This window comes from Candidatus Paceibacterota bacterium (genome assembly GCA_035452965.1).
GTDB lineage: Bacteria > Verrucomicrobiota > Verrucomicrobiia > Limisphaerales > UBA8199 > UBA8199.
Genome location: DAOTCE010000042.1, coordinates 1 through 19,216, shown reverse-complemented (window position 1 = coordinate 19,216; position 19,216 = coordinate 1). Strand labels below are relative to the sequence as shown.

Annotated in this window: 11 protein-coding genes and 1 tRNA gene; 5 read left to right on the top strand and 7 right to left on the bottom strand. The window is 58.6% G+C overall.

All coding sequences use genetic code 11. The features are described 5' to 3' along the window. Positions 1–329 precede the first annotated feature (329 nt). A tRNA-Leu gene (locus tag P5205_20165) sits at positions 330–414 on the bottom strand. Positions 415–493: 79 nt separating this feature from the next. Here P5205_20165 and P5205_20160 point away from each other — a divergent pair. Then, on the top strand, positions 494–1,702 hold the full coding sequence (locus tag P5205_20160) for a tyrosine-type recombinase/integrase (GenBank protein ID HSA12681.1): 1,209 nt from the start codon (positions 494–496) through the stop codon (positions 1,700–1,702). 4 nt (positions 1,703–1,706) lie between these two features. Here P5205_20160 and P5205_20155 read toward each other — a convergent pair whose 3' ends face one another. Beyond that, positions 1,707–1,841, bottom strand: coding sequence for a hypothetical protein (locus P5205_20155; protein HSA12680.1), 135 nt, complete (start codon positions 1,839–1,841; stop codon positions 1,707–1,709). Positions 1,842–2,016: 175 nt separating this feature from the next. Between P5205_20155 and P5205_20150 the strand changes: the two genes are divergently transcribed. Continuing rightward, complete coding sequence (locus P5205_20150) at positions 2,017–2,394, top strand: hypothetical protein (protein HSA12679.1); 378 nt, start codon at positions 2,017–2,019, stop codon at positions 2,392–2,394. 362 nt (positions 2,395–2,756) lie between these two features. On the opposite strand, the gene P5205_20145 is transcribed toward P5205_20150, so the two are convergent. From P5205_20145 to P5205_20130, 4 genes are all read right to left on the bottom strand, one after another. Further along, positions 2,757–3,212: a hypothetical protein gene (locus tag P5205_20145; GenBank protein HSA12678.1), complete on the bottom strand. Its 456-nt coding sequence runs from the start codon at positions 3,210–3,212 to the stop codon at positions 2,757–2,759. 8 nt (positions 3,213–3,220) lie between these two features. After that, complete coding sequence (locus tag P5205_20140) at positions 3,221–3,394, bottom strand: hypothetical protein (protein ID HSA12677.1); 174 nt, start codon at positions 3,392–3,394, stop codon at positions 3,221–3,223. A gap of 19 nt (positions 3,395–3,413) precedes the next feature. Continuing rightward, positions 3,414–3,710: a hypothetical protein gene (locus P5205_20135; protein HSA12676.1), complete on the bottom strand. Its 297-nt coding sequence runs from the start codon at positions 3,708–3,710 to the stop codon at positions 3,414–3,416. Positions 3,711–5,146: 1,436 nt separating this feature from the next. Further along, entirely contained in the window at positions 5,147–6,079 is a 933-nt protein-coding gene (locus P5205_20130) for a LamG domain-containing protein (protein ID HSA12675.1), read from the bottom strand. A gap of 1,100 nt (positions 6,080–7,179) precedes the next feature. Between P5205_20130 and P5205_20125 the strand changes: the two genes are divergently transcribed. The 3 genes from P5205_20125 to P5205_20115 all read left to right on the top strand — a co-directional run bounded on the left by P5205_20125 (position 7,180) and on the right by P5205_20115 (position 16,749). Beyond that, complete coding sequence (locus tag P5205_20125) at positions 7,180–11,760, top strand: DNRLRE domain-containing protein (protein HSA12674.1); 4,581 nt, start codon at positions 7,180–7,182, stop codon at positions 11,758–11,760. Between the two features lie 290 nt (positions 11,761–12,050). After that, positions 12,051–13,163, top strand: a complete 1,113-nt coding sequence (locus P5205_20120) for a porin (GenBank protein HSA12673.1) — start codon at positions 12,051–12,053, stop codon at positions 13,161–13,163. A 778-nt stretch (positions 13,164–13,941) separates the two neighbouring features. Then, positions 13,942–16,749 (top strand): fibronectin type III domain-containing protein, encoded by a 2,808-nt coding sequence (locus P5205_20115; GenBank protein ID HSA12672.1) that lies wholly within the window; start codon positions 13,942–13,944, stop codon positions 16,747–16,749. A 199-nt stretch (positions 16,750–16,948) separates the two neighbouring features. Here the strand turns inward: P5205_20115 and P5205_20110 are convergent. Then, positions 16,949–19,216, bottom strand: a 2,268-nt coding sequence (locus tag P5205_20110; protein ID HSA12671.1) for an immunoglobulin domain-containing protein, incomplete at its 5' end; no start/stop codon positions are given.

The window sequence follows — 19,216 nt, the reverse complement described above, 5'->3', positions numbered from 1 at the left end:
CCTCGCGGCGCAAAGTATGACCGATGCTGCAGGTGTCACGGGGCCAGAGTTTAATGTCATAAGGCTTGGAAGCTCCAAGGCGGCAACAACAACCTCGCTGATCGCCGGTTTGGTCAGGAAACCTCCGGCCAGGGATTGAGTTGGTTATGGGTTAACGAATACGGCGGAATCCACGCGGGCACGGCAAGAGAGAAGACTTTGGTCTTCTCTCTTTTTTTGTGACCGAGAGGGAAGTCAGATGGCTAGAGAGAACCGTCGGCACGACAAGGACCCGGCTGTCGGGTGACGGTGCGGCATGGAATAACAAGCTTCCAACATCCTTGAAAAGGTGGTGCCCGCGACAGGACTTGAACCTGTACAGTGTTACCTACTAGAACCTGAATCTAGCGCGTCTGCCAATTCCGCCACGCGGGCAATGTGGTTTTACTAAGAAATCCGAAGATTTCTAAGAAGCTTGTTGACATTGTGCTAGTTTTTGTGCTAGTTTCACCGTATGAATGACAATGAAACCACAAGCAATCCAGCCAATGGCCAAAGCTCAATACCACGCCACTTACGCTACCAGCCTGTCAGGGATGGACGCAAACAAAAAATTAGGGGGCTGTGGGTTCGCAATGGACGCTACTACGCTCAGATGACAGTCAAAGACCCGAACACCGGGGCCAAACAGGTTCGCCGTATTCCGTTGGAAGTAGAAGAAAACGCGGTCAAGCGTCCAGTGGCAACGGTAGCAGAGGCGGTAGCAGCTATGGGCAAGCTTAAAGTCCAGCGAGCCGAGAATGCGTTACCTGTCTTGGGCCAGATGCCGAAATTCTGCGATTATGCGAAAGAATACCTGTCAAGCCCGATAACGCTTAACAAAGGGCCAGAGACGGTCAAGACCGAAACAGTTCACCTGAATGCGTGGATTAAGCATCTAGGCGAAACGCGTCTGAACGACATTACAAAACCGATGATTGTGGCCTTCCGCGAAAAGCGTCTGAAAGAAGTCGAGCCAAGCACGGTCAACGGCTCAATGCCGCCGCTGAATAACGTTCTGAATCGGGCAATCGAAGCGGGACTGCTTCAACGCCTGCCACATGAGAACATCAAACCGCTGAAAGTCATAAGGCCGAAAAAGCGTCTGGTGCCAATGGAGAACATGAAAGCGATTTGCGATGCGTCACTGGACACTAAAAACAGCCTTCAATTTAAGGATTTGATTCTGTTTCTCTGCTACTCTGGCGGCCGTATCAGCGAAAGCTTGCGCTTGCGCTGGCAGGACGTGGACTGGACGCAACGGCATATCACAATCGGATATGACGGGCGAGTTAAGAACTACAAGGCTCGCGTGGTGAACTTCAACGAGAACTTGGAAAAGCACTTGAAGGATATGCAATCTCGCCGTGCGCCTGATTCTCAATGGTTGTTCCCGTCACCGCAACGGGGGAAGAAAGATATTCACGCGAAAACATTCAGGGAGTCTTTGAACTTGGCGCGAGCCAAAGCAGGTTTGCCAAAGTTTGGTTTTCACGATTGCCGACACTTCTTTGCGTCCATGTGCGCCATGTCAGATGTTGCGAAAGATGTTGTTCGCGATTGGATGGGGCATTCGACTACAAAACTGCTGGACGATGTTTATGTTCACTACTGCCGCGACTACCACGCCAAGCAAGCTGAGAAAGTGGTGTTTGAGCCTGTGGTGTTGCAGAAGATTGCATGAGGGTTCATTCAACAAGGGCTTTCTCGCGCCGGGGTGCTTTATGCGCCTTGGCGAACTCCCCGGCTTCCATGCGCCGGGTGAAGTCGCGTAGGTCTTTGGGCATGACATAAAGACGCCCGTAAATGTTCTCAGTTCTCAAGATGTTGTCTCTACGCCACCGCCATGCAGTCGAGTCGGATATGCCGATAGTGGAAATGAATTTGTCGAGTGTTATCGGTAGTTCATTCTGTATTGTGTCGCTCATGTAACGCCAGTATGACAAGAATTTCAGTATAAGTCAATGTATTTCTGCAATGCATTTTAGATAACTTATTATGCCAAGTTCACCAGCTCAAAGCCTGTTCTCCGATATGCGCCATGTCCTGCCGGGACTCAGCTTGCCTGAGTTTGCCGGGGTGTTGGCAAAGGATATTTTGAGGCAGAGCATCCAAAGGGAGCACCCTAAGCTTTTTCGTCAAGTGGCCGCTCTGCTTTACGAGCATGACCTAGAAGGAATTTATTTGAGTGGTAGTAGCGCGTATTATTCTGAGACAGCCCTTGTGATTTTTGGACTCAGTGATTGCCGCACTACGCTTGACATTCAAAGGCTGGTTGGAAGTGTCTTTGAGGATTCGGGCTTCTCTGGTGAGCTTTCCCGCTTTGAGGCTCTGGCCTTAGACCTAAGCAGGATGGTAGATAAGTATAGATGGTAAGTTAATTTAACTCTTTTTATTTTGGGGGTAGCCGCATTGATGCCCCCGATTTTTGAAAAAATGCGGAGCGCGGGGGACGCTGGCCGCGCCGGGGGTGTAAAATTTAGATTCGTAATGGGTTTTTGACCCAAACTAAAATCATTAGGGCGGAAAAATCGCGGAGCCTCTAAAATCTCAAACTTTTTTTCTGAGTAAAAGAAGAGGCGAGCCACACAAGGGACACTCACTACCTTGCATGACTCGCCCAAAGCTGACGGGAAGAAACGTGCAGACCTGCCAGCTTTTGTATGGAGGGACGCAGAAGCAGGGGCGTCCCCGAATCTCTCAGAGAGAGTCACCCTGAGAGAAAAGTTTCCTCTTCTTCAACTGATAATTTCCAAGGTCAGCTTCTTAACCTTGCTGTCTTTGCTTGCCGCGTGCGCTACGTAGGTCGTTCTACCATTCTTGAAACACTCAGGGACTTTGGGCATGGCCTGTTCAATTTCTTCCTGAGTGAGTTCCACACCATCAATTGAGCAACGGCCTATATTCTTTCTGAGTCTCTCAATCACACCGCGCAACCTGAGTAAAGAATTTGCTTCAATCTTCTGTTTGTTGGCGATTTCCAGTTGCTCGCGGATGGCTTCTGCATTCTTGCTGAGAGGCAGGGAAGCTGTTGCCAGTTGCAGCTTAAACTTTTGTAGGGCTTCCAATATCACCGTGGCCGCGACATATTCTCCGTAGTTTTTTGAGAGCGTATCCCAATGGCCCATCACCTCAAACTCATACGGGCCAAACTTCTTTGCGACTGCGACTTGAAACAACTCTCGGGTGGTCATAGCTGGCCTTAATCTTCGTCCATATCGCAAGCCTCTGAGTCGCATTCGTCGTCAGCCTGAGACTCATCAAAGGTGTCATCGGCAATCGCTTGGTTGTAGCGCAAAGGAGAATTGCAGGCGCGAGGATACAGCGCGTCCCGATTTGTCGGCGCGTCCGAGTGATAAGGTAAAGTCTTTTTCATAGCTAATTTTAATTACACCTTAAACAACCTGAAAAACAGGCTCGTCCACACTTTGAAGCAAAACAATGTGGCCCGATTTCAGAGCCTTCCTGATATACTTTTGGGTCAAGGCTTTTACCTCTTGTGGCTCTAGGTCTAGGCTCTTGGTCAAGCTGAAAAAGTCCTGAGCTGTGAACGTCTTGTAATGAGTCATCACTAGGGACCAAGGCCCCGTTGCGAATTCGTTTTCGTGGCTGTTGCTGCCCGTGTCTTTGAGGTCATCAATTCCGCTGGCAGGCAAGGGCTGGAATGAGCAGTTTAGTTTCGGAGTTGGCATAGGCTTACTTCTCTTTCTTGGTGTCTTTCTGTGATACCCAGTCCACAAGGTCCGAGAACCTGAACAATTGGTTCCGCCGGGGTGCTGGGGCCGGGAGTGGCTTGAACACCCCTCTCTTGCAAAGCACATAGAAATGGCCGCGAGAAATGGAGAGCAAAGCTGCGGCTTGTTTCGCTGTTACTGTTAATGGTTGTAAATTCATAAAAAAGGTCGTTTGTGTTAATTACACTTCCTATGCCTCAAGTGAAATGTCCTCTATAGGTGCTGCATGAAGAGCCTTCAGGATTTTCCTAGTCCCTGCTTGTGACCAAGAAAAAGCTTCAATCGCTTAGTCTCATTTCACAGTGGCACGGTTCTAGGTGTAACTGTTTATGGTAGTCACTATGTTAAATGTTTTACTAAGAATCTTGTTGCGGGTCGTAGAGGATTTATCTTTCTCAAATATCTTTTGCGCCCGTGGCAGTGGCTACCCCCTCACTCAACAGAAGATGCTGAGTGAGGAAGGAATAGACCGGGGAAGCGAGTAAGGGTGTTGCTCTGGCCACTCTGCTTGCCTCTTACGTCAGAGACGGTCTGACATGGCGAACCGTCCAAGTATTATAGTTTTTCTAAGCCGATTTGTCGGGGGAAGTTTGATTGCTCCAAGCTCCCCAGAGCAAGGCAGGTTGGCGATTCTTTGCTGATACTTTGAAACCCAAGCAACGCCTTATGGCGAACGGCTTGGGAATTGTGGGCAACCCTCACCGCCGTTGACTAGCTTTCACTTGGGCTAGCCGCAACTCCCCGGCCTGTTCATCCTTGAATGGCAATGATGCTTGTTCAAGGAGAGTGGCCCCATTTATTTATTAACTTAAATTATATGACCCATGATATACTTTGCCCGTCAAGGATAGTTGGCCTGCTGACTTTCAGGCCACCCCCGACTGTGGTGACTCATTACTTCTTTGAGCCGCCCCTGACTCAGGGGAGCACCCCCTTTGAAAATGCTGTGCTCCGCTCAATTAAAAATCGCGGGACAGATTTACAATTTTTCAGGACAGAAGCCCTGTCCAGAAAGGATGATTTTTTTACAGTCTCGAAACAGACTACCTACAGGCTCCGCTCATCGAAGCACCATGCCTATGCCGATTTCCTTTTGCAGACAAAAGAGGGGAAGTTCGGGGCCAATGTCCTACTGATTCATGTGTTCCCCCAGTGGCAAGGTTCATGGATTAATTTTAAGAGATTTTTTATGAGCTTTGCTCAAACCTTGTTTGACTCTGGGGTGGTTGCTGTCATGGGTGTTGCTTCTGAGAATTCGACACCTGTCAGAAATTCCAGAAAAGACTTTCGCCGGGAAAAAACCAAGGATGGAAAACCCAAACTAGTCAGACTTTACGAGTTGCTAGGAGTGACCCGCGTAAGCTCAACAGGCATGATACTAACCAAGGAAGCCTTTACTGAGGCACTAACCGGAAGAAAAGGTCATTCCAGTTTCCAACGTCCCAGTAATTTGTCGGACGCCAGTAGGAGTCTGTTGCGGTGAAGGGCGCGCCCTGATTCGTCCAGTTTAACAAGTCAGATGAAACTTGGAACTGGTAACTCGTGCCGACAGAGAGAATTCCCGAATCCACATAAACCGCTCTATGGATATTCAAGGTCCGTGATTCGAGAAAATAGAGCTGTGCCACCTCGTTTGAGGACAAGGCGCGGTTGTAGATACGCACATCGGACATTGCGCCCTTAAAAAAGTCCTGATAGGTGGTATATGCACAGTTAGCCCCGAAAACAAAACCGGCGTTGTGATAGCCCACATCGCTTGCTCTGAGAAAGGCATTCGTGATAAGCGTTCCATTGAGGAACAATTGCTGATTCGTTGGTTGCATGACCCAGACAAAGTGCAGCCAATTGCTCTGGATGTTTGCAGTAAAATTGCCAACACCTTGAGTTATCGTAAGGCTTCCTGAGCCACCGCCCTTATAGCCAGCGATAAGAATGCCGAATGTGCTGCCCACTGGTAACAAATGGCAGGCGAAATCATTGCCGGGAGCAACGGTTGAATCAGTAAAGAGCGACGCTCCCGCACCAATTTGATTTGCGTAAAACCAAAGTGAAAAGGTGGCGTTGGTCAAATCTTGCATCGGGCGAACGGTTTGGATGTAAGATGTCGAACCGTCGAACCGATATGCGGCATTGGGCATTCCAAAACGGTTGGCCGTCAAGGTCGCTCCTACCACGATGCCGTTGTTGGTCCCGACCATGTCGTTTGCATTTCCGTGGAATGGATAATAGGAAAGGAGTCCGTTGGTGATAAACGCCTGCCCCTGTGCCGTTGTGACCATCCCTGCCAGAGTGGCAAGGGAAATGAGTAGATGTAGTTGTTTTTTCATTTTGTTTCCGTTCTGTTTTTAATTTGCGCGGCGGCGACTGCGGAAACAAAAGGGTGCGGAACCTGACGCACCCTCACGCGTGGCCCTAGGGAGCCATGTAGGAAGGATTGCCAAGCCCGCACCGTTTGGTGCGAGCTTCGGGGCAGTCTCCTACAATGAAATTTCCTAGGTTTCGCGTGAGACCGTAGCCGATGCTACGCTAAATTTATTGTGGTTTTATTTTCTGGTCGTTTCGTTAATCCATCGGCCCGAAGGGTATCAAATATGCAGGCGAGGGGCAAAGGGGTTTTGACGCGACTATTTCCCCGCCGTCTTGCGCTACTTCGCAAATCCGTTAAGCAACTGGTTTGGCCGGGAATGCGTCTAGCGTGGCGTAGGAGCGACGTTTCCGCGTCGGGATGGGGCCAAGGTGGGGGACAAGCTCTGAGAGGCTTAAATGACCGATTTTGAGGCTGTGCTACTTTTTGTGCTAGTCTTTGAACTTCCCAGACCATCGTGGCGCGACGCGGCAAAACTCATTTTCAGGCAATGCCAGCAAGGATGAACCCGCTTTGAAAGAAACCGTGGAAAACCGTCTGAAAGAGCTAAGGAATTTTACCTGAATCTAGCGCGTCTGCCAATTCCGCCACGCGGGCACGTTGATTTCCATCAACTTAAGACTGTATTGCTTCAGGAGCTTGACACTTGCGACAGTGTTGGCCTTTGAATCACAGGGCAACGCCGAGCAATGGAACCAGTCCATGTTCAAGCTCACTGAGATACAAATACACCAAGGTTCTGAGCAACCGCAAGCACGCAATTCGCGGCCTGGCGACGGTAGAGTAGGCGAAGTGGTAGCGCGGAACCGACAACTACGATCAGTTCAATCCGCCTCCTGCCACTTCGCCTACTCTACCTAGAGCTGATTCCAGGCTTATTTCAGCTTTACAACCCCGCTCTCCTGGGTATTATGTCACCTGTGCAGAATTGACTTCCCCATTACTGCATGCGCAGTGGTATGCCATCAAAAAACTGGATTCCGTGGCGGGACGGGTTCTTGTCCATCCCCTTCGTCTCCCGGCACGCGTTTCCTCGGCTGCCTGCAATTACAGAGTTGTTTTATGAAGCACCTTGCTCCTCTGAAGCTGGCTCTCCTCATCGGAACAATGGCCGGTGTGTCCGCCCCCGCAGCTCCGACGCTAATCTTCCCCGCGAGCAACACCGCCAACGTCGGTCACGCCCCGCCGCTTAAGGTCCGCGTCTCCGAGCCCGGCAGCACCAATCTCACCGTCCGGTATTACGGCCGGCTGGCGAAGAGCCCTGCGCCCGATTTCACCATGGTAGTGATGCCGGACACCCAGAATTACGCGGCGGAAAACAACGGCGGGACCAAGGAGATGATGATCGCGCAGACCGAATGGGCGATCTCGAACCGGGTGTCGCGCAACATCACTTATGTGACCCAGCTCGGGGACCTCGTGAACAACGGGGACACTCCCTCCTATATCTCGCAATGGTATAACGCCACCAACGCGATGTACCGCCTGGAGAACTCCGTGCGCACCGAGCTTCCCGACGGCATGGCCTACGGCGTGGCGGTGGGCAACCACGAGCAGTCACCGATCAGCACGGTCACCGGGACGACCACCAACTACAACAAATACTTCGGCGTGCCGCATTTCACCGGGCGCGAGTATTACGCCGGCCATTACGGCACCAACAACAACAACCACTTCGACTTCTTCAGCTCGGGGGGGCTGGACTTCGTGGTGCTCTACTTCGAGTACGACCCCTCGCCGCCGGCGGCACTGCTGGCGTGGGCCAACCAGGTGCTGGCTACCAACGCCCACCGCCGCGTCATCGCCGTCACCCACTACATGGGCACCGCCGCCACGCCCAGCAGCTTCAGCGCCCAGGGCACGGCCATCTACAATGCCCTCAAGGCCAACACCAACCTGTTTCTGCTGCTCGGTGGCCACGTCTGCGGCACCACCGGTGAGGGCGAAGGCTCGCGCACGGACACCTACAACGGCAACACCACCTATACGCTCATCTCGGATTACCAGTGCCGGAGCAAAGGCGGCCACGGGCTGATGCGTCTCATGGAGTTCTCCCCCAGCAACAGCGTTGTCGTGGTCCAGACCTACTCGCCCTGGACCGGCGAATACGAGACCGACGAAGACAGCGAGTTCTTCTTCCCCTACACGATGCCGCCTTCCGCCCCCTCCGGCGAGAGCTTTGTCGAGCTGCACACCGAATCCGGCGTGGCGTCGGACGCGTTGGCGAGTTTCGTCTGGTCCGAGTTGCTGCCGTATCACACCTACGAGTGGTATGTGACGGTCACGGACGAGTCGAACACCACCGTGACCAGCCCGACCTGGGCGTTCACCACCGCCACGGAGGTTGACGTGCGGCACGACGTCGCCGCCGGCCTGCTCGAAGTGTCGCAGATACCAGATTTCAGCGGCGAGGACGAGAACACCAATTGCCTCGTAACCCGGAGCTTCTCGGTCAACGACTTCCGGACCGGTTCTTTCGACCGCGGGGACTATTGCGTGCAGGCCGGTCCCGATGGCACCCAAAATCCCGGCCACGGCGTGCTGCTGAGCTGCGTGACGGAGAACGGGCGCAACAACTACGGCACCAATCTGTTTTGCACCAGCGCCATCGAGATTAACACCGATGGCAGCTACCGCATTTGCACCTTCGCCTCGCCAAACACGAATGGGGCCACTGGCAGCGCGTTCGGCTACGAATATAACGTAAACGCGGCGGGGGCGTGGTTCCCCTATTCGAAGTGGCTCGGCGGCGTTGTCCGCAATGACGGTGGCACCAATGGCGGTGTATGGAACCTCTTCACCGGCTCTCCGGGCCTGGCCCTCGGCACCCACGTCACCAGCGAGGCGAGCGGCCGGGCGGTTGTGGATCTGACCAGCCTGGGCATTGACTCGCGCACCGACGGCGTCCTGCTTGTCAACCACGCCAGAAACGAAGCCAACTTCGCCCTGTCGCAGGTCAACAGCAACAACGGCACCTGGAATGTCTTCGTCAAAGACAACTCCGCCTACACCGCCGGCGACTACGAGCAGGACCCCTTTGCCTTCGTCTACGTTCCCCGAACGGAAACCGCCGTAGTCTCCGGGCGCTTCCTGGCTGATGGCACCATAGACATGTACAGCGGCGCCGCGCCCCTCTTTACCGTCACACCGCTCGACACGGGCCGCTGGGAGCTCAAGATCACCGGGCGCACACCCGAGGAAGGGGTGCTGCTCATCTCCGCCGAAGGCGGCCTCACCTATAACCTCGACAATATCGTTAGTTGCCAGGTCAACGCCAACGGCGACGGCTGGGAGATCCAGTCGCGGGACACCCCCAAGAACGGCCTGCAAACGCCCAACGCCTGGGAGCCGATTGTTTCCTTCGTCTACGTGCCCGCGCTGCGGCCGGGCGTGGCGATCTCGCCCTCCCAGAACCTGGTCACCGTGGAAGACGGCGCCGGGGTGACCTGCAGCCTCATGCTGGACACCGCGCCCACCGCGGACGTTTCCATTGCGCTGGTTTCGAGCGACCTGGCCGAAGGCGCCGTCTCCCCGGCCAGCCTCACCTTTACCACCAATGATTGGCATGTGCCCCACACCGTCGCCATCACGGGTGTGGACGACGCAGTACTGGACGGGGACATTCGGTACTCCGTTTCCCTTACGGTCAGCTCCACCGACTCGAACTACCATGCCCGAGCGCTTCCTCCGCTCTCCGTGGTCAATCTCGACAATGAACCCCGGTTGACCTGGACGTCCAATCAGGTCGCCTACGGCATTGGCATGCCCGGCATCGGGCTCGACGGCCAGGCCACCCTGGTTGACCCGGCCACGCCCAGCTACGGTGGCGCGTCTCTCACTGTCATGCTTGCTGCCAACGCCACCGCGGATGATCGCCTGGCCATCCGCAACGTAGGCACCGGCGCCGGCCAGATCGGCGTATCCGGCGACACGGTTACCTACGAGGGTACGGTCATCGGCGCTTTCGCCGGCGGAGCCGGCGCTACGCCGCTGGTTGTCACCTTCAACGGCGACGCCACCCCGGCAGCCGTGCAGGCCCTCCTGCGTGCTGTCACCTTCAGCAATATCAGCGGCAATCCCTCCCTGGCCCAGCGCTCCATCAGCCTGGTGCTCCGCAAGCCCGATGGCATCACCGCCGCCGGCAGCACCAGCGTCAGCCTCGGCTTGCTCCGTGTCAGCCGCTTCCAGCAGGGGTGGGATCATGGTTACGGCCTTTACACCAGCGCCGCCGACACCGAGCTCAGTGCCGCCGAGTCCAATGCATCTCTCACAATCGGCCACGGTGACAACTACGCTATCTGGATGGACGCGCCCGCCCCTGACGCGACGCAGGAAGGCACCCAGGCCCTGCTTCGCTTCAGCAACCTCGCGGGCGATGCGCTCGGGCGGATCCCCACCAACGCGGTCATTGTCAGCGCCGAACTGCACCTCAACATTTCCCCGGACATCGGCAACTCGCCTGGCGATGGCAGCCCCCTTTATCGCATGCTCGTGTCCTGGAATCCGAACTCCGTCACTTGGAACAACGCCGGCGACGGCAGCGGCGGGTTCCAGCCCAATGACGTTCACGCCCGCAGCAGCTACGACTCGTTCCTCGGGCTGACGGGCGGTGAGGGAGGCACGGGCACCGGCACCATCAGCATGGGCGTCACCGCCGATGTCGAAGCCTGGGTCAACGGCGGGGAGCCGAACTACGGCTGGCTCATGCCCGGCTGGCTGCCCCCGGCGGCCGCCCAACCCCGCACCGATGGCACCGCGTTCGCCGCCTGCGAGTGGCCTCACGACCTGGCGCAGCGGCCGCTCCTGGAAGTGCTCTGGCTCCCGGCCGGCGCGGCTGTTGCCGGCTTCCGCCAGGGGGTGGACGGCTACAGCGGCGCCCAGGACACCCGCATCCGCCAGGGTAATCCCAATACCACCTACGCCACCGCCACCGGCATCTACAATGATTGGGCGGAGTCCGATGCCTCCGAGATGCTGATTTGGTTTGCCGATGCGGTCGGCACCGGCCCCGGCCAGGTTCCGCCCGGCGCCCGCATTGATGCCGCCCGGCTCGAAGTCTCCAGTTCAGTCGCTGATGCGCACGGTGACGGCGGCCAGTTCTTCCGGCTCCTGCAACCCTGGCAGGATTCCACTTCCACCTGGAATTGGTGGGGGAACGGCATCCAGACCGATGGCATCGAAGCTGCCGGCATTCCCTCTGCCGCCGCCGGCAGCCCGGACCTCGCCCCCAATGTTCAGGCCGCTTATCATTCTTTCGACCTGACCGCCGACGTTCAATCCTGGGTCCATGGTTCCACCACCAACTTTGGCTGGGCCATCCTTCCCTGGCCCAACGGCTCCGATGCCTGGGGCTTTGCCAGCGCCGAAGCCGACTCCCAGCGCGACCGCCCGCGCTTGCGGGTCTTCTACACTGTGCCCGCCCCCGGCGACATCGTCCTGTTCCCGCCCGTCCGGACCCCGACCCAGGTTCACGTCCACTTCACCAGCATCGTCGGCACCCGCTGCACGGTCCAGCGCGCGAGCGTTTTGGGCGGCAACTGGACCACTTTGGGCTCAGCCATCGTCGGCCAGGACGGGACGGCTGCCTTCACCGACTCCTCCCCGCTGCCGCAAGCCGCCTTTTATCGTGTCCGGTTCCCTTAATCCTGTAACCGCGAGCGTCAGTTCGCGCCAGAGAAACACGCAGCTGTTCAATGGGTGCTGACCGATGGGCCTGCTGCCTCGTGGAAGGGCAACCCAACCGGCGGCCGAATGGCCGCAGCGTCATTGACAGGAAGTTGCCCGTTGCTCCTTGGTTTCCATGGATCGGTATCACGAAGATGTCACCCCTCCGCAACCGGATTGTCACCCCCTCCGCTAGCAGTGCGACAGGCAACCGATGTGAACGACGTCCATTAACTAGGAAGCTGGTATGGAGTTTAAGAATGCGCGTGGTGCTACTGCCGTTTGCGGTGAGCCCCTGCCCGGAACTCCTTGGCCAGGAAGCTGCCAAAGCGGAGGCGGAGTTATCGGTCTATGACCGGATTTGGAGTTACGCGGATTGGTACCACAACCAAGAGAATCCGGTTATCCAAAGGTTTCAGTTCACCGGGCGCTTCCAGCTGGATTACTCGTTGATCAATTCCGATCAAGGGGACGAGGATGAGGTGAACATCCGCCGGTTTCGCGCAGGAGCTAGGGCGCGGCTCTTCGAGAATTTCACGCTGCACGGCGAGGCCGATCTCAATCCGCAGGAGCCAGAGCCGGCGTTTCGAAGACTGACGCACATGTACCTGGCCTGGAGCCGAACAGACGAGCTGATCGTAACCCTCGGGAAGCACAGCGCGCCGTTCACCCTGTCGGGTTCCACCTCTTCAAGGGAGCTGATCACAATCGATCGCGGCAATCTCGCCCATAATATCTGGTTCCGAAACGAGTACTTTCCCGGGATGAGCGTCTCGGGCAAACCCGGCGACTGGCGCTACTTTGCCGGCACCTACTCAGCCGGGGCTCAAGACCGGTTGTTCGGCGAGTTTAATGGCGGGGTCTTCTTCCTCGGCACCGTGGGCTACGACTTCGCGACGCAGCTCAATTCAGAACAGGCATTGCTTGCGGTCAATTACGTTTATCAGGAGCCGGACAGTGACAGCGATTGGACCCCTGCTCTGCAGCACGTCAGCTCTTTGAATTTCAGATATGACACGGGCAAATGGGGATTTCGTGCGGACGTCTCCGGCGGGATTGGCTGCTTCGATCAAAGTAACCTCTGGGGCGCTGAACTGCTGCCGTTTTACAACATCACAGACCAACTGCAGGTAGTTGTGCGCTGCTCTTACGTCAGGAGCGACGGCGATAACGGTGTGCGCCTGGCCCTGTATGAAAACACCATTGTTGAAGACCCCGGGGACGATTACAACGAGATTTACCTCGGCCTGAACTACTTCTTATACGGGCACAAGCTCAAGGTGCAAACCGGCGTGCAATATTCTCACATGCGCGACAGAGCCAATGACGGAGGGGAATACTCCGGCTGGGCGTGGACCACCGGCTTGCGCATCTTCTGGTGACTCCACATACCCCAGGCTCAGAACTCCTGACTCTAGCCAAAAAAGGGATTCTTCGCGGATTGCCGGGGAATACCGATGGCAATCTGCCTTCTCGGACTTCCCCATCTTGCCGCCTGCGCCAACGCCGGACGGGCGTTTGCACTGCTGCGTTGGCCCGCACACCGGCGTTGGCTTGCGGCTGGCTGGAGGATGGCTTGTCCGTACGGTCAGGCTACGGTGTGGTTCCCATGGGGGCCGACCCCCATGGGAACCACACCGTAGCCGCACAGGTTAGACCCCGTAATCACAAGCCAAAGGCGCAGGGACCAGCGGGGACTCAAGAAGGCTGACAGGCAGGATCACTGTCCTAAATTTGGACAGTGTTGGGGTGGTGAAAGTCGGGAGGCCATCCGAGTCGTGCGGGTGCAAACCACCGTTGGCAGTCCCCGGAAACCCGTGATGAACCAAAAAAGGTAGCCACATTTGGTGTCTATATACCCGCTACCTCCCGCGCTAGAGTTCAGGTGCGTGTTCAGAAGCATCATACTGTCAGCCTCCTGCCCCTCAGAAGCAGGCCGGACAACCCGCCCTCCAGCCGCCGATGGCCCGGGGCCCAAATTTGGTCCCGGCCGTCCAGTGGCCGTCCAGTGGCCGTCATGGTGCCGCTCTCACGCCGTCCCCTAATCAGTTATGGCACTCAGCAATTAGGACGCCTGGTGGTGCCGCCGGGGCTGGAGTGTGCCACTTCAACCCAGGCTTGTGAGCTTGCGGTTTCCAGTTGCTCTGGCATCTTGTGAGTATGCCGTTTCACCGAATGCTCAGGCTGAGGTTGATTACCCCCGTCGTTCTAACGCTGTTGTTCGCCGCCGCTCCTCGTCTGTCGGCGACCCAGGAACCCGCGCCTGAGCCGGCTTTGCCGGTCCGCCATACGCCGGATTTCCCGGGCCTGGACTCCACGCCCCCGCCGGCTGTTCCCAAGCCGGACACGCCGGGCGTGGCGCGAGCTGACGCGGTGGGGCCGATTGCTCCGGCGGGCACGCAGCCGGCCGGGGCGTTGTCGGGGCGCATCGTCTTCACCAGCGCCGGGCACGGGTGGGATTGGACCGGCAGCGCCTGGGCTTTGGGCCGGGGCGTCCTCAACGGCATGAGCGAGGATTACGGCAACATTGACCAGATGGCCATGTTCGCCTTCTACTGCTTCAACGCGGGCGCCACCGTGGTCCCCTTCCGCCCGGTCGGCTTTCAGACCAATGAAGTGGTGCTGGACAACGTCAGCCCGGCGGTGACCTGGGGCGGGTTCTGGGAGGATAGCACTTACGAGGTCTATTTTGGGCAGGCGGGCGCGGTGCCCTATCGCTTCGCCAGCGTCTCGGCGACCGAGACGGCCACTGCCACCTACACCCCGAATATTCCCGTGGCTGGGTTCTACCCCGTTTACACATGGGTCCTGACCAGCGGCAACCGGACCAACCAGCTTTACCGCATCAACCACACCGGAGGCCAGTCTCTGGTGCGCGTGCCGCATCACATGGTCGGCAGCGGCTGGATTTACCTCGGCACGTATTACTTCAATGCCGGGTCCAACCCCGCCAGTGGCTCGGTTGTGATCAGCAACCTGGGCGAAGGGCCGCCCCTCACCGGCGTTGTCATCGCCGATGCCATCCGCTTCGGCAACGGCATGGGCGACGTGGACCGCGGCGGGGGCGTGTCGGGGTATCCGCGCGAGGAGGAATCCTCGCGGTATTGGGTGCAGCGCTCGCTCGGCCAGGGCCAGGACCCCAACCTCTACCTCAACGGCAATGTGACCGCGCCCCCGCGCATGGCCCGGGAAATGAACCGCCAGGAGGCCGGTAACATGTATAAGCGGCTCTACATCGGCTTCCACTCCAACGCCTCGGGCGGCACGCCCACCGCGCGCGGCGACGTCGGGCTTTACAACGATCCTTCCCTCTCCACCAACGTCGCCCCCAACTCCGACACCCCCAACCAGCGCCGCCTGGCCCAGATAATCGCCACCAATATCAACAACGCCTGCAAGACCATTACCGCCCCGCCCTTCGAATACGGCTGGACCAACAACCGCTCCAGCCTCACCTACGCCCGCAGCGACTTCGCCTTCGGCGAGATCAACAACAACTATATCGGCGACGAGTTCGACGCCACCATCATCGAGGTCGCCTTCCACGACAACGTGTATGACGCGGCGCTCCTGCGCGACCCCAGGTTCCGGAACTTGACCGCCCGCGCCAGCTATCAGGCCGTGGTGTACTACATGAACCAGTTTGACGGCTTGCCCCTGAATTTCCTGCCCGAGCCCCCGTTCAACGTGCGCGCCATCGCCACCAACAGCGGCATTCTCCTCGCCTGGTCGGCGCCCGTGACGGAGGGCAACAGCGGGCCGGCGACGGGCTACGTGGTCTATCGCTCGACAGATGGCTTCGGCTTCGGCAACCCCGTCGGCGTGAGCGGCGTCGGCTCGACCTCCCTGCTCCTGACCGGCCTGGCCGCGGACACCGATTATTACTTCCGCGTGGCCGCCACCAACGCCGGCGGCCAATCCTTCCCCTCCGCCACGGTCGGTTGCCGGCAGGCCTCCAGCCCCCAGTCCAGCCGTGTGCTCGTCGTGAACGGCTTCACGCGCTTCGACCGGTTCCTTAACCTGCGCCAGACCCCAACCGCCCAGCAATACAAACCCCCCGGCCATAACGCCAACTCCGGCACCATGGACCGCGTCCTGCCGCGTTCCGCGAATGCCTTCGACTACGTCGTCGCGCACGGCAAAGCCATCAGCGCCTCCTCGTCCGTGGGCTTCGATTCCTGCCAGCTCCAGGCCGTTACCAACAACACGGTCAACCTCGCCAACTACCACATCGTCATCTGGGAATCCGGCAACCAATCCACCGCCGACCGCACTTTCAACACCGCCGCGCAGGCCAGGGTAGCTGCGTTCCTGGCCAACGGCGGCCACCTCTTTGTCTCCGGCTCCGAAATCGCCTGGGACCTCGACCGCGCGTCGGGCCCCAGCATCGCCGACCGCAACTTCCTGCACAACCGGCTCCACGCCTCGCTCAATGGCAACGCCAACGATGATTCGGGGATCTATGACTTCGCGCCTGCCGGCGGATCTATCTTCAGCGGCAATGCGACCGGCGCCTTCGACGACGGCAGCCACGGCATCTACGCCGTCGCATACCCGGACGCGGTCACGCCTACAGGTGCGGGGGCCACGGCGGCGCTGAACTACCCGGGTTACGCCGGCGGCGCGGCGGCCGTCCGCTACGACGGGTCAGCCGGTGGAGGCAAGGTGATCTACTTCGGCTTCCCCTTCGAGACAATCACCACCACCAGCGCCCGCAACGCCTACATGGCCGATATTTTGAAACACTTCAGCCGGCCCGTCCGGTTTGAGCAGACGATGCTCCTGGCCAATCACTCTCCCTGGCTGCTGCTCAGCGGCGAACCCGGTCTCACATACGCCATCCAGGGTTCAAGCAACTTCGTGGACTGGGTGACGCTGACCAACCTTCTCAACACGAACGGCCTGTTCGAGTTCGTGGATACGCCAGCCACCGCCAACCAGCGATATTATAGGGCTCTGTTGCAGTGATGCCCGATAGCCGCCTGTTGTTCCTGCTCGCAATGCAGCGATTCAATCGGGTTCAGCTTGAAGAACCAGGCGGTCAAACCGCCGCTGACGATGCCGCATGCGACGCCGATGAATCCCACAAGCTTGCATACTTCCCGTTGAGACAATCGAGCGCCTTCCGGTAAATGCCGAACTCAACCTCACTTGGGGTGGAGATGGGTCACGGCCCCTCGCTTGGGACGTATTGAGCGCGGTAGAACCGGCGGGACAGGCTGCTGGAGTTGGTGTCCGTGAAGTTGATGGGAGAGGTATTGGTTTCCAGGACGGTCCAATTGGTCAGGTCGGTGGAGGCCAGGATGGCGTAGCGGCCGCCGGGGACGCCGGACAGATTCACCTGGAAGCAGCCATCCGCGGAGCAGGCCAGGTTGCTCAGGGTTGGCACTGCCGAGGGGTAAACGGTCAGGACCGCGTCGGCGCTGCTGATGGAGCTGGCGAGGTTGGTGACCAGGACCGAGTAAGAGCCGTCGTCGCCGGGGGTGACGCTGGGGATTAGCAAGGTCGAGGTGGTGGCGCCGGGGAGGTTGGTGCCGTTCAAGCGCCATTGATAGGCGGGCGCTGGCGTGCCGGTGGCTGTGACGGTGAACGACGCGCTCTCGCCCACGACCGCCACCCGGTCGGCAGGTTGAGTGGTGATAATCGGCGGTGCAGTCGCAGGCACGACTTCGCCGGTGCCGAGCATGGCGGCGGCGTAGTCGCCGGCAGGGAAGCCGGGAGGATTGGCAAAGCGGATTTGGCCGACCTGGGCGGATGTTAATCCCGAAGCGGCGCTGCCGAAGGTGATACGGTCGGTTCCGCCGCCGGTAATTGAGCCGTTCCAGTTGGCGATGGTCAGGGTGGTGCCAGCGTTCCAGGCAACGCCGCTGCTGGCCGCAAACGCGAGCGCGCTGGCACCAGCGCCGAGGTCAATCACGGAGTTGGCGGTGAGCGTCAGCGCGCCGAGTTGCTCGCTGAAGCCAGCGGTCTGAAACACGCCCCCGGCCAGGGTCATGGGGAGTGCATCCCCGATCTGGTTGGCGGCGCCCAGGAGGAGGTTGCCGCCTGAGTTGAGGATGAGTGCGCCGTTGGCGACGGCTGCCACGCCAGCAGTCTTATTCAACTTAAGGGTGCCGGCACTGACGGTGGTGTAGCCGTTGGCGGTAGCGCTGCCATAAGTGTTGGCGCTGGCGCCGCTCAGCAGGAGGGTGCCCGGGCCACGCTTGGTGAGGCCGCAGGTGTTGGTGAGGACGCCGGAAAAGGTGGTAAAGCTGTTGCTGACGGCGATGATGCGGGCGGGTTTGGTGTTCGAGTCGAAATTGATGGGGCCGGTGAAGGTGAGGATGCCGCCGGGACCGATGTTGAGGGTGTTGGCTTTCAGGACGAGGTAGTTGGCCAGGGTGCGGGCGGTGGCGTCGGCGGCTTGGAGGGTGACGACTTTGGCCCCGGTCGGGTCGCCGACTTCGAGGCGGACGGTGCCGAGGGCGGAATTGTGGCCGAGGGCGAGGGTGCCTTCGTTATGGGAGAAGTAGCCACCGCAGGTGCTGGCACCCTTATAGACGGTGGTGCCGGGGCCCCATTTGTCGGGTGCGGCGGTGCCGCCGAAAGGAGTGTTGTAGATGGCGGTGGCGCCGGCGGCGACGTAGTTGGAGTAGTAGGTGCCGCTGCTGGCGAGAAAATAGAAGCGTCCGCCGGTGAAGGTGACAGTGCCCTCCTGGACGAGGACATTGGCGACCATCTGGGTGCCGCTGACACTGACGGTGTAAGCGCTAGTGGCGTCGGTGCCGGCGGCGAAGATGGCATCTTGGCCCGCCCAGGGTCCAGTCGCGACGGTGCCGTTGGCGCTGCTGCTCCAGTTGGCGGAGGTCGAGTTCCACGTGCCGGCGGGTGCGGCGCCGGCGCCGGTGGCAGCGGCGTTGAGGTCCCAGTAGCTGCCCCAGCTGGTGTTGGCGGAGACGGTTCCGCGAGCGAGGATGTAACGGTAAACCGTGTTGAGGTTTTGGTAGCCGTTGTTGTAGCCCGGCCAGTCGTAGATGGCGCCGGCGCCGGCTTTGCCGGGATAGCTGACGTTCTTGTTGCCGTAGGGGTCGTTGAAGATGAGCGAGTGCTGGTTCTGGATGTAGCCAATGCAGGTGATGTAGTGGCCGGAGGTGGTGAGGTCGTTGAGAACCACAAACGGATGGTTGGCGTTGATCTCGGCGCGGGCTTCAGAAATGGTGGGACTGGTGTCCAAGGCGGAGGTAAGGCCGTGCGCGGCAACATACTCCATCAGCCGTGTGCTGCGCTGCAGCGAGGTGCCGGGATCGTCCTGGAGGAAATACCCGAAGCCGCCGTAGTAGCCAGCGAGGTCAGTGCCCCAGGAATCGGAGGAGGGAACGTCGAACACAACGCCGTTGTAACTGTATTTAGTTCGATACTCCGGGCCCTGGCCGGTGGCAGAGTGAGTCAAACAGCT